The 11,524-nt window shown below is 67.6% G+C and carries 8 protein-coding genes; 2 read left to right on the top strand and 6 right to left on the bottom strand.

Going from position 1 to position 11,524, the window contains the following annotated elements:
- Positions 1-43: 43 nt before the first annotated feature.
- Both DYQ94_RS00215 and DYQ94_RS00210 read right to left on the bottom strand, forming a co-directional pair.
- Positions 44-2,590, bottom strand: a complete 2,547-nt coding sequence (locus tag DYQ94_RS00215; RefSeq protein WP_160955121.1) for an excinuclease ABC subunit UvrA — start codon at positions 2,588-2,590, stop codon at positions 44-46.
- A 646-nt stretch (positions 2,591-3,236) separates the two neighbouring features.
- Positions 3,237-3,875, bottom strand: coding sequence for an HD domain-containing protein (locus DYQ94_RS00210; RefSeq protein WP_126967035.1), 639 nt, complete (start codon positions 3,873-3,875; stop codon positions 3,237-3,239).
- A gap of 148 nt (positions 3,876-4,023) precedes the next feature.
- Here DYQ94_RS00210 and DYQ94_RS00205 point away from each other — a divergent pair, with 148 nt between their 5' ends.
- Positions 4,024-4,770, top strand: coding sequence for an EAL domain-containing protein (locus DYQ94_RS00205; RefSeq protein ID WP_024938629.1), 747 nt, complete (start codon positions 4,024-4,026; stop codon positions 4,768-4,770).
- A 181-nt stretch (positions 4,771-4,951) separates the two neighbouring features.
- On the opposite strand, the gene DYQ94_RS00200 is transcribed toward DYQ94_RS00205, so the two are convergent.
- From DYQ94_RS00200 to DYQ94_RS00190, 3 genes are all read right to left on the bottom strand, one after another.
- Positions 4,952-5,257 carry a UBP-type zinc finger domain-containing protein gene (locus DYQ94_RS00200; protein ID WP_160954638.1) on the bottom strand — a complete coding sequence of 102 codons (306 nt, stop codon included), beginning with the start codon at positions 5,255-5,257 and terminating at the stop codon, positions 4,952-4,954.
- Positions 5,254-6,963, bottom strand: coding sequence for an FAD-dependent oxidoreductase (locus DYQ94_RS00195; protein ID WP_104624201.1), 1,710 nt, complete (start codon positions 6,961-6,963; stop codon positions 5,254-5,256). Before DYQ94_RS00195 ends, DYQ94_RS00200 begins: the two co-directional genes overlap by 4 nt.
- A gap of 384 nt (positions 6,964-7,347) precedes the next feature.
- The gene (locus DYQ94_RS00190; protein WP_160954639.1) at positions 7,348-7,977 is read right to left on the bottom strand and encodes an alpha-ketoglutarate-dependent dioxygenase AlkB family protein; all 630 of its coding nucleotides are present in this window, start codon (positions 7,975-7,977) and stop codon (positions 7,348-7,350) included.
- Positions 7,978-8,287: 310 nt separating this feature from the next.
- Here DYQ94_RS00190 and DYQ94_RS00185 point away from each other — a divergent pair, with 310 nt between their 5' ends.
- Positions 8,288-10,642 carry a GH92 family glycosyl hydrolase gene (locus DYQ94_RS00185; protein ID WP_160954640.1) on the top strand — a complete coding sequence of 785 codons (2,355 nt, stop codon included), beginning with the start codon at positions 8,288-8,290 and terminating at the stop codon, positions 10,640-10,642.
- Position 10,643: 1 nt separating this feature from the next.
- Here the strand turns inward: DYQ94_RS00185 and DYQ94_RS00180 are convergent, their stop codons facing one another.
- Positions 10,644-11,351, bottom strand: coding sequence for a DUF429 domain-containing protein (locus DYQ94_RS00180; RefSeq protein ID WP_024938624.1), 708 nt, complete (start codon positions 11,349-11,351; stop codon positions 10,644-10,646).
- Between the last annotated feature and the right edge of the window lie 173 nt (positions 11,352-11,524).

The raw sequence follows: 11,524 nt of genomic DNA, 5'->3' as shown, positions 1-11,524 counted from the left end.
GGCCAACATGCTGACGCCATCGCTACAACCTTCGAAAGGTTTGTCAGCCGATCTTATTTCCGCGCAACACCTCTGCAAGGAACGGCGCAGTGCGGCTGCCGCGCTGCCGCGCAACCGCCTCCGGCGCACCCGCCGCCACGACAGCGCCACCCGCGCCGCCCGCGCCCGGGCCCATGTCCAGCACCCAGTCGCTGCTGGCGGCCACCCGCATGTCGTGCTCGACCACGATCACTGTATTGCCCGCCTCCACCAGGCCTTGCAGCTGACGCATCAAGGTATCCACATCGGCCGGATGCAGGCCGGTAGTCGGCTCGTCCAGCACGTACACGGTGTCGCGCCGCTGCGCGCGTTGCAGCTCGGTGGCCAGCTTGATGCGTTGCGCCTCGCCGCCGGACAGCTCGGTGGCCGGCTGGCCGAGCCGCAGATAGCCCAGCCCCACTTCGCGCAATACCTGCAACGGGCGCAGCACGCTGGCGTCGTCGGCAAAGAAGCTGGCGGCCTGGTCCACCGTCATCGCCAACACCTGCGCGATGTTGTGACCCCGCAGCGCGATCTCCAGGGTCTTGGCGTTGTAGCGCGCGCCGTGGCAGCTGGGGCATGGCGCGTACACGCTGGGCATGAACAGCAATTCCACATGCACCGAGCCCTCTCCCTCGCAGGTGGCGCAGCGGCCCTTGGCGACGTTGAACGAAAACTGCCCCGGGTCGTAACGACGGCGGCGCGCGGCCGGTGTGGCGGCAAACAACTTGCGCACCGGATCGAACAGGCCGGTGTAGGTGGCCAAGTTGGAACGTGGCGTGCGGCCGATCGGTTTCTGGTCCACCCGCACCAGGCGGCGCACCTGGTCGAGCCCGCCGACGATCGCACCACCCAGCGGCACCTGCGTGCCGCGCTCCAGCGGGTCCAGCGCTTCGTCTTCATCTGCCTGGGTTTGTCCAAGATGGGCGGCCAGCAGTTCCACCAATGCCTGGCTCACCAGCGACGACTTGCCCGAGCCGGACACACCGGTCACGGTGGTGAATACCCCCAGCGGCAGGTCCACATCCAGCTCGCGCACATTGTTGCGGGTGATGCCGCGCAGTTGCAGCCAACCGGTGGCCGCACGCGCATGGCTGTGCACCTGCGGCGGGGTGCCGAACAGGTAACGCCGCGTGGACGAGGCCTCCACCTGCTCCAGTCCCGCGGGCGGGCCGCTGTACAGCACCTGCCCGCCGTGCACGCCGGCAGCCGGGCCGACGTCGACGATCCAGTCGGCGTGGCGGATCACATCCACCTCGTGTTCGACCACGAATACTGAATTGCCGGCGGCCTTGAGCTGATCCAGCGCGCCCAGCAAGGCCTGCGCATCGGCCGGATGCAGGCCCGCCGATGGCTCGTCCATCACATACACCACGCCGAACAACTGCGAGCGGATCTGCGTGGCCAGCCGCAGCCGTTGCAGCTCGCCCGGCGACAGCGTCGGCGTGCTGCGCTCCAGGCTGAGATAACCCAGGCCCAGCGCCTGCACCACCTCGATCCGCGCGCGCAGGTCGGCGGCGATGCGTTGCGCGGCAATCGCCTGCTCGGGATGCGTATCTGCCTGCTTGCGCCTGTCGTTGCGCTTGCCACCGGCACCTTCCGCAGCCGGGCGCAGCAGGTCGGCCACCTCGTCCAGCGGCCGCCGCGACAGCTCGCCGATATCCAGGCCGGCGAAGGTCACCGACAGCGCCTCGCGGCGCAGCCGCTTGCCGTCGCACTGCGGGCACAGCGTGCTGATCAGGTACTGCGCCACGCGCTTTTTCATCTGCGCGCTCTGCGTGGTGGCAAAGGTGTGCAGCACGTAGCGCCGCGCACTGGTGAAGGTGCCCATGTAGCTGGGCTCTTCCTTGCGGCGCAGCGCGCGTCTGGCCTCGTCCAGGCTGTAGCCGGCGTACACCGGCACCACCGGTTGCTCGTCGGTGTAGAGGATCCAGTCGCGGGTCTTCTTCGGCAGCTTGTGCCACGGCAGGTCGACGTCGTGGCCCAGCGTGGTGAGGATGTCGCGCTGGTTCTGGCCATGCCAGGCACCGGGCCAGGCGGCAACCGCGCGATCGCGGATGCTCAGCGTGGGATCCAGCACCATGGTCGCCTCGGTCGCATCGTAGATCCGCCCCAGGCCATGGCAGGTGGGGCAGGCCCCGGCCGGGGTATTGGGCGAAAAGCCGTCGGCGTAGATGATGTCCTGCCCCGGCGGGTAGCTGCCCGCACGCGAATACAGCATGCGCAGGGAGTTGGAGATGGTGGTGACGCTGCCCACCGACGAGCGCGCACTCGGCGCGCCGCGCGCCTGCTGCAAGGCCACCGCCGGCGGCAGGCCTTCGATGGAATCCACTTCCGGCACGCCGACCTGGTCGATCAGGCGCCGCGCATACGGCGAGATCGAATCCAGGTAACGCCGCTGCGCTTCGGCAAATACGGTACCGAACGCCAGCGACGACTTGCCCGAGCCGGACACCCCGGTGAACACCACCAGCGCATCGCGCGGGATGTCCACGTCCACGTTCTTGAGGTTGTGCTCGCGCGCACCGCGCACGCGCACCAGGCCGGAGGAAGACGACGCTGCGCTGGACATGAGTGACACACCGACATTCGACAATGCGCCAGCCTACCGCTTGCCGCATACAGCCGGTGTCAGTGTTGACGGCGAGTCCTGCGGTGCTCCACTCAAGCAACTTGCTGCTCGCCCTGGAATGCATCGGTCGAAGGCGCGGCGCCCTCACCGCTCGCGGGCTATGCCGTACACCCGTTCGTGGGGGCCAGGTGGCGACATCCATGCCCCCACACGGTCCCGCAAGCGGCGAGGACACCGCACAAGACAGTTGCCGGCTGCTTTGTTGAAAACCATGCGCGCCGGCCAACTCAACTGGTCCTTGCCCGCCCACCGTCGCGGGACCTTACGCGGCATGGATGCCGCGTAAGAGCCTACATGGACGTACTTGCGGCGTGTCCTGCGATGGTGGGCGGGCAAGGGCCCTGCAGCAAACCCACAGCGTCAAGAGCGCGGCGAGAACACCTCACCAGAAAGTCAGTCGGTTGCCTTATCGAAAACCACACACACCGGCCATCTCGACAGGTCCTTGCCCGCCCACCGTCGCGGGACCTTACGCGGCAGGGATGCCGCGTAAGAGCCTACAAGGACGTACTTGCGGCGTGTCCTGCGAGGGTGGGCGGGCAAGGGCCCTGCAGCCAACTCACCAACCAGCCGCTCTACAACGCAATCACCCCAGCGCGTGCGCCGGCACCGGCTGCTCGCCGGTCTCCGCCAGCGCCTGCATGCGCGCCACCACACCACTGAACAGCCGTGCAGTCGCCGCGCCACGCGTGCGGAAGATCTCCTCAAGCTCGCCGTAGTACCACAACGTGCCGGCGCGCCCGGCGGTGAACACGTTGAAGATGTCCTGGCCCACGTCCGGGTTTTCCAGGTCCTGCACGATGGTGCGCGCGTTATAGAGCTTGTCGCAGCCGGACACCAGCAAGGCGCGCCCGGGCGTGTTGCGCAGGTGCTCCAGGTAGGCCAGCTTGCGCTCGCGCCAGTCGCGTTTGCGCGCGCTGGCGGTGTTGTCCACCTCGGCCTTGTCTTCGGCGGTGGCATCGGTGCACGCCATCACGATGTCGGCCACCGCATCGCCGAACTGCGCGCGGATCGAGGCCTCATGACCGCCGCCGCAGTCTTCCACCACATCGTGCAGCAGCCCGGCGATGGCCTGCTCTTCGTCGCCGCCGCATTCCAGCACCAGCGTGGACACGCCCAGCAAGTGGCTCAGATACGGAATCTGCGTGCCCTTGCGCACCTGCCCGGCATGGGCGATGCGCGCGTAATCCACGGCCAGGGCGTAACGTTCGGTGAGAGCGGTCATGGGGCGTCCGATGCGGGGAATGGCGCATTATCGCCGAGCCCGGTGACGCCCCAGGTGAGGATGGCGCGAGGATGCGTGTGCAGACTCAATGACGCGCTGTTGCGGCCGATACCGCTAGGCTACCTCCACGCCGCACGATTGCTCAGCCATGCCCACGCTCCCCGTTTGCAACGCCTGCCGCGACGGCCAGGACTTTCCCACCGCCATCACCATGGCGTTCCAGCCGATCGTGGACGTGTCCACCCGCAGCATCTATGCCGGCGAGGCGCTGGTGCGCGGCGTCAACGGCGAATCGGCCGGCAGCATCCTGGCCGCCGTGGATGAGCGCAACCGCTACGCCTTCGACCAGGCCTGCCGCATCAAGGCGATCGAATGCGCCGCGCAGATCGCGCTGCCGGCCCTGTTGTCGATCAACTTCATGCCCAACGCGGTCTACAACCCCGAACACTGCCTGCGCGCCACGCTCTCGGCCACTGCGCAGTACGGCTGGCCGCTGGACGCCATCATCTTCGAGGTCAGCGAACAGGAACACCTGGCCGAACCGGCCCATCTGCTCGACATCATGCGCACCTACCAGGCGCGCGGCCTGAAGACCGCCATCGACGACTTCGGCGCCGGCTATTCCGGCCTTGGCCTGCTGGCCGATTTCCAGCCGGACCTGCTCAAGCTGGACATCGCCCTGGTGCGCGGCATCGACGCCGACCGCAGCCGCCAGGCCATCGTCCGCCACACCACCCGCATGTGCGAAGAACTCGGCATCGCCGTCATCGCCGAAGGCATCGAGCACCCGGACGAATACCGCACCCTGCGCGACATGGGCATCCACCTGCAGCAAGGCTATCTGTTCGCCCGCCCAACAATCGGCGAACTACCGCAGGTGCACTGGCCGGAGTAAGTGGGCGCCGCGAAGCAAGCGAACCGCCCCCCTCAGCAGACTTGCCATCGCCCCACACAAAATCCCCGCCCGACCAAATCAAACAGCACGCAAGCCGCTTTTACGATTCCCGATTCCCCAATCCCGATTCCCAGCGGCGCCCCAGCCCCCCATCCACACCCCGCCAACCAACCGCGCCGCCTCACACATACCGCGGTATCGGCCCCAGCTGCGGCGTCTGGTCCGGCAACTCCACTTCCACCTCGTCCACATAGCACCATCCCCAGCCTTCGGGCGGGTCGTAGCCTTCGATGATGGGATGGCTTGTGGCGTGATAGTGCGCCGTGGCGTGCTTGTGCGGCGAATCATCGCAGCACCCCACGTGGCCGCAGCTGCGGCACAGGCGCAGATGCACCCAGGCGCTATCGATGGCCAGACAGTCTTCGCAGCCACGTGCGCTGGGCGTGACCTCGCTGATCTGCGCGGTATGTGTGCACTGGTCGCTCATGAGGTGGTGGACTCCTGTGAGGCACTGACAAGTTCGGATGCCGGCACCGGGTTGGCCTGGTGTGCCAGGTATTGATGGATCTGCGCGACGACCGCCGCGCCCTCGCCCACCGCCGCGGCCACGCGCTTGACCGAGCCGGCCCGCACATCGCCGATGGCGAACACGCCGGGGCGGTTGGTTTCCAGCGGCAGGCAGGCCGGCACGCCATCGCCGCGTGCGTTGCCGGTGACGACGAAGCCACGCGCATCGGTCTCCACGCACTGCTGCAGCCAGCCGGTGTTGGGGTCGGCGCCGACGAACAGGAACAGGTGCCGCAATTCCACCCGCGTGGTCTGCCCATCGGCGCGCGTGCGCAATACCGCCGCCTGCAGGCCGCGCTCCGGGTCGCCTTCCAGCGCGGACACTTCGGTGCCGGTATGCAGCTGCACGTTCGGCAGCACGGCGATGCGGTCGATCAGGTATTGCGACATCGACGATTCCAGCCCTTCGCCGCGAATGATCAGGTGCAGTTCCTTCACCCGCGGTGCCAGAAACGCCACGGCCTGGCCGGCGGAATTGCCGCCACCCACCAGCGCCACCACGCCGCCCTCGCACAGCCGCGCTTCCACCGGCGAGGCCCAGTACGACACGCCATGGCCTTCGAAACGCTCCAGCCCGTCGATCTCCGGGCGCCGGTAACGCGCCCCGGAGGCGACCACCACCGTGCTGGCCAGCAGCTGCTTGCCGTCGGCCAGATCCAGCTTCAGCGCACCGTCGTCGCGCCCGCATTCCAGCGTGCCGGCCTCGATCGGAATCGCCAGCTCGGCACCGAATTTCAGCGCCTGGTTATAGGCGCGCCCGGCCAGCGCCTGGCCGGAAATGCCGGTCGGAAAGCCCAGATAGTTTTCGATGCGTGCCGAGGCGCCGGCCTGGCCGCCGATGGCGCGCTGGTCCAGCACCAGCACCGACAGGCCTTCGGAGGCCGCATACACCGCCGTCGCCAGACCGGCCGGGCCGGCGCCGACGATGGCCACGTCGTAGCGCTTGTCCGGGTCGATGTCCGGCGTCATGCCCAGGCAATGCGCCGCTTCGGCATCGCTGGGCTGGCGCAGCACCCGCCCGCTCGGGCACACCATCACCGGCAGTTCCTGCTCCTGGATGCCGAAGCGCTGTACCAACGCGCGGCCTTCCTCATCGGAGGCATCGATCACCGTGTTCGGGTAACCGTTGCGGGTGAGAAAGCCCTGCAAACGGGTCAGATGCGGATCGTCCGGCTCGCCGATCAATACCGAGCCGGAGGCATCGCCTTCGATCAGGCCGACGCGGCGCAGGATCAACGCACGCATCACCACCTCGCCCACTTCGGCCGAGCTGATCATCAGCGCGCGCAGATGCGCGGTGTCGAACGGCAGCGCCAGGCAGCCCTGCGGCCCGGCACGTCCACCGGCGAGTGAGGCGCGCCCGGCCAGCTGACTGACCTCGCCGGTGAACTGGCCGGGCGTCTGCAAGGTGATCGGCTTTTCGTTGCCCAACCCGTCGCGACGCACCACTTCGATGGCGCCTTCCAGCACCACCCACACCGGCGCGTGCGCATCGCCCACGTCGAAGACGATCTCGCCCGCATCGAAACGCTGCGCCGGCCCGCTGGCAAACCGCCGCGTGATCGCCAATTGGCCCGAGTCCAGCTCGGGAAACATCTGATGGTGGCGGGTATCGGCCAGGGACATGGAGTGGCGACGCTGAGGGGGAAGTACATGCAAGCATGGCCAGCCGTGAGGGTGATGGCAATCACCCGAAAGGGCCATGCCGTGCGCGACAGAGCGCATGCACGAGCAGCACCGGCGCGCGCACCAGTGCGGTGTTTGCACAGGCAAAACACCTCACGCGGCTGCCAGCGGTACCGCACGCTCACCAGCGGTGATCGGCACAATCAGCCGCAACCGTACGCGCAGAAGGTTGCCGACGTAGCTACTGCGCTGGCCGTCAAGCGAACACGGCACTGGGCCCGCAGCCGGTACGCGGCACTCGTGTGATCCCGTCGCTCCTGTTGCCCGGGAGACTCCGGCCTGCTCCGCACCGTGCCGACAAACGTGCATGCCTTATCAGCCACGCTACGGTTGTACCGGCTCCCAGTGCGGCCCGTGCTGGCCGGCAGCCATGCGCTCGGCCGGGCGCACGCGAAACACCACGCTGATGCGCTCGCCCACCGCACGTGCGGTCTTGGCGATGCCGTGCTCGTGGCTCAGTTGCGAGGCATGGCTCATCGCCAGCAGGCTGCCGGGCGCCAGTTCCACACCGATCGCACGCGTATTGCCGTCCTTTGCGCGCAGCTGCATCCGCCGCGTCGCGCCCAGCGACACCAATGCAATCGGATGCGGCGCCAGCAACGTCTGCAGCTTGTCGTGATGCATCGCCACGCTGTCGCGGCCATCGCGATACAGATTCAGGCCCACCGCGTTGTACGGCGCAGGCAGCACGGCCTGCACCGCATCGAGCAGCGCCTGCAGCGGCAGCCCAGGCGGCAGCGGTGCATCCAGCCGATACGAGGCCAGCAGCCGCGGCACCTCCACCACACGGTCGTACATCTCGCGGCGCTGGCTGCGCCAGTCAGTCGCCTGGCGCAACGCGGCAAAGCACTGCTGCGCCACGGCAGGCGCCAGCAGCTGCGGCCAGTAGCGCACGCCGCCCTGCGTATCGTGCAGCAGCTGCACGGGCGCGGTGGGAGTATCGAACAGATCCATCGGGGTGATATGCGGACGGTTTGCACGATTTCAGCAGCCCGGCGTTGCGATTGCCCGCAGCCGAAGCCCCGCATTCGCGCGCTCTCTCGCAGTTGCTGCCATTGCGCTCGTTCCGTGCAGAAAGGCGACCGACCTGCGCATCCGCTGTCTCCTGCGCGCAACGCCGGCAACCTCTCAAAGACAGGCGCACGCATCACCGCCGCCCGCCCCGCACCGGTTAGCGAGCTCAACGATGCAGGCATGGATGTCATGCGATCAGGCCCGACAGCTGTGCTACGGTCCGGCGCTGCATCCGCCTGGAACCGTTCGCATGCAGCATCGCTCAATCGCCTTCTCTCCCCTGCGTTGGCTGGCGCTGCTTGCCGCCTGCGTCAGCTTTGCCGGCAACGCGGCGCCACGTGGGGACGACGCGGGTTTCAGCGCGGTCGACCCGTTGATCGGCACCGGTGGCGAAGGCCACACCTATCCCGGTGCCACGCTGCCGTTCGGCATGGTGCAGCTGAGCCCGGACACGCAGATCAAGCCGCGCAAGGAGGCCTATGGCTGGGCCGCCGGTTACCGGCATGGCGACACCACGATTGTCGGCTTTTCGCACACGCACTTTTCCGGGTCCGGGCATTCGGACCTGGGCGATGTGTTGCTGATGCCGCAGACCGGCCAGGTCAAACTCGAACGCGGCGATGTCGCTACACCGGGCAGCGGCTATACCGCGCAGTTCGACCATGCCAGCGAGCAGGCGCAACCCGGCTATTACGCGGTGACCTTGAAAGACCGCAACATCCGCGCCGAACTCACCGCCAGTGCGCGCGTGGGTGTGCATCGCTACACCTTCCCCAAGGGCACGCCGGCGCATGTACTGGTGGACCTGCGCACCAGCCTGTACGACTACCCCGGCAAGGTGCAGTGGTCGCGGCTGCGCGTACGCGGCGAAGGCACCGTGACCGGCTTTCGCGAAACCCGCGGCTGGGCACCCGGCCGCCAGCTGTATTTCGCCATGCGCTTTTCGCGCCCGCTCACCGCCACGCAATTGCACGACACCGAGCAGGACGTCCCATACAAGGGCTTTCCGCCGCCAGGCGAGAAGAACCCCGCGCAGCGCGCACAGATCGAAGGCCGGCAGCTGGTCGGCGTATTCGACGTCGCCAACGATGGCACGCCGCTGGTGGTCAAGGTTGCGCTGTCGCCGGTCAGCGAGGCCGGCGCCATCGCCAATCTCGATGCGGAAGTGCCCGATTTCGATTTCGACCGCGTGCGCGCCGATGCGCGCGCGCAGTGGACACAGGCGCTGTCGGCGATCGATGCGCAAGGTACGCCGCAACAGCGCACCCAGCTTTACACCGCGCTTTATCACACCCTGCTCGGCCCCACCCTGTTCATGGACAGCGATGGGCAATACCGCGGGCCGGACAACGCCGTGCATCAGGCGCATGGCTGGACCAATTACTCCACCTTCTCGCTCTGGGACACCTACCGCGCCCTGCATCCACTGCTGACCCTGGTGCAGCCGCCGCAACGCAGCAGCGACATGGTCAATTCATTGCTCGCCTCACGCCGCGAGAGCGCCTACGGCATCCTGCCCGTCTGGGCGTTCCACGGCCTGGAAACCTGGTGCATGATCGGCTACCACGCCGTGCCGGTGATTGCCGATGCCTACATGAAAGGCATCGGCGGCTTCGATGCCGACGAAGCGCTCGATGCCATGGTCGCCAGCGCCAACTACGGCCCCTACGACGGTATCGCGCAGTACCGCGAGCTGGGCTACGTGCCCATCGACGAAGAAGGCGAAGCCGCCTCCAAGACGCTGGAATACGCCTTCGACGACTGGACCATCGCGCGCATGGCCGACAAGCTCGGCAAGCCCGCCATCGCCGCAGAATTCAGCAAGCGCGCCGGCAACTGGAAGCACGCCTTCGACCCCGCTACAGGCTACATGCGTGCACGCACCCGTGCCGGCAACTTCCGCGAACCATTCGATCCATCCACTAGCGGCTACGGCAGCGACTATACCGAAGGCAATGCCTGGCAATACTCCTGGTATGTGCCGCAGGACGTCGCAGGGCTTGCTGCCGCACATGGCGGCGACGACAAACTGCTGGCGCGCCTGGATGCGGTGTTCGATGCCAAGGTCGACCCCAAGGTGTTCGCGCATATGGAAGACATCACCGGCCTGATCGGCTGGTATGCGCACGGCAACGAACCCAGCCACCACGTCGCCTATCTGTACGCCTACGCCGGCCAGCCCTGGCGCACCCAGGCGCGGCTGACACAAATCATGGACACCCAGTACCACGCCGGCCCCGAGGGCCTGGCCGGCAACGACGATCTCGGCCAGATGTCGGCCTGGTACGTGTTCACCACACTGGGTTTCTATCCGGTGGCACCGGGCAGCAACCAGTACATCATCGGCCGCCCATTCCTGCCGCGCGCCACGCTCAAGCTGCCCAATGGCAAGCGCTTCAGCGTGATCGCCGATGGCCTGAGCAAGGCGCGCAGCTACATCGGCAGCGCCACCCTCAACGGCCAGCCGCTGACCCGCGCCTACCTCACGCATGAAGAAATCCAGGCCGGCGGCGAGTTGCGCTTCCGCATGCAGGCCACGCCGAACACGCAATGGGCCACCGATCCGGCGCAGCGGCCGTATTCGATGTCGACGCAGACGCGCTGAGTCAGTAGTGGATGCCCATGCGTAGCCCGCAGGCGTCGCGCTCCACCACCGCCGGCAGGCTGCCGGCGGTGCCCGCGGCAATGCGCTGCGCGCTCCAGCAGGCCACCAGGGCATCGAGCACATCGTCCGGCTTGGCCAGCGCACGCGGCACGCGCTCCAGCAACGCGGCCACCTGCCTGGCGCCATAGCACTGGCCCAGCAAGGCGGCGCGCTGTTGGTGGCCTGCACTGCTCTTCTTGCCCGCCGCCAGGCCATGCCCGCCGGCGAGCACGGCGAACGACACCTCCGGGTGCACCTCGAACACGCGCTCCGCCCACGCCGGATCGGCGCGCAAGGCATCGTCCCAGGCGCGAATCTTCGACAGCAGCGCAAACGACTGCACGCCAAAGCCACGCTGCCCGTCGTGATCCAACACCCGATGCAACGCGGACGCTTCCACCTGCGTGGGTGCATGCAGCATGCCGCGCAATGGCGCGGCAAAGATGCTGCATGCGCGGCGCCCACCCACAAAGCGCCGCGCCTGCACATCCGCAGCGCGGGGCGCGTGCTCGCTCAGACCGATCGGGATATCCACGCCCAGCACAGCGACGTCCCCCAATGCGCTCGCCACCGCGGCCACCGTGGGGTAGCCGGCAAACTGCAATCCGTCACCGGCCTGCCACACCGCCAGCCAGCCGCTGCCGGCGCCATCGATTCCTACACACTGCATTGCGGTCCTCCCGGTCGTGGCCTGCGTGCACGGCGCAGCAGCACCGCACGCACGCCATCTGCGTGGCGCGTTCACATCATGCACAACATTCGTTCACCCGCACGCATCGCCGTGGTTTCCAGACTGCTCCGCATCGGCCGCAGCACGCTGCGGCCCTGCCATCCCCCACTGCA

This window comes from Xanthomonas sp. LMG 8993 (assembly GCF_009835065.2).
Lineage (GTDB): Bacteria > Pseudomonadota > Gammaproteobacteria > Xanthomonadales > Xanthomonadaceae > Xanthomonas > Xanthomonas arboricola.
This window is presented reverse-complemented; position numbering and strand designations above follow the sequence as displayed.

Coding starts and splice junctions, on each gene's coding strand:
- DYQ94_RS00200 (WP_160954638.1), bottom strand. CDS start 5,257: ATGAGCGACCAGTGCACACATACCGCGCAGATCAGCGAGGTCACGCCC.
- DYQ94_RS00190 (WP_160954639.1), bottom strand. CDS start 7,977: ATGGATCTGTTCGATACTCCCACCGCGCCCGTGCAGCTGCTGCACGAT.
- DYQ94_RS00205 (WP_024938629.1), top strand. CDS start 4,024: ATGCCCACGCTCCCCGTTTGCAACGCCTGCCGCGACGGCCAGGACTTT.
- DYQ94_RS00210 (WP_126967035.1), bottom strand. CDS start 3,875: ATGACCGCTCTCACCGAACGTTACGCCCTGGCCGTGGATTACGCGCGC.
- DYQ94_RS00180 (WP_024938624.1), bottom strand. CDS start 11,351: ATGCAGTGTGTAGGAATCGATGGCGCCGGCAGCGGCTGGCTGGCGGTG.
- DYQ94_RS00185 (WP_160954640.1), top strand. CDS start 8,288: ATGCAGCATCGCTCAATCGCCTTCTCTCCCCTGCGTTGGCTGGCGCTG.
- DYQ94_RS00215 (WP_160955121.1), bottom strand. CDS start 2,590: ATGTCCAGCGCAGCGTCGTCTTCCTCCGGCCTGGTGCGCGTGCGCGGT.
- DYQ94_RS00195 (WP_104624201.1), bottom strand. CDS start 6,963: ATGTCCCTGGCCGATACCCGCCACCATCAGATGTTTCCCGAGCTGGAC.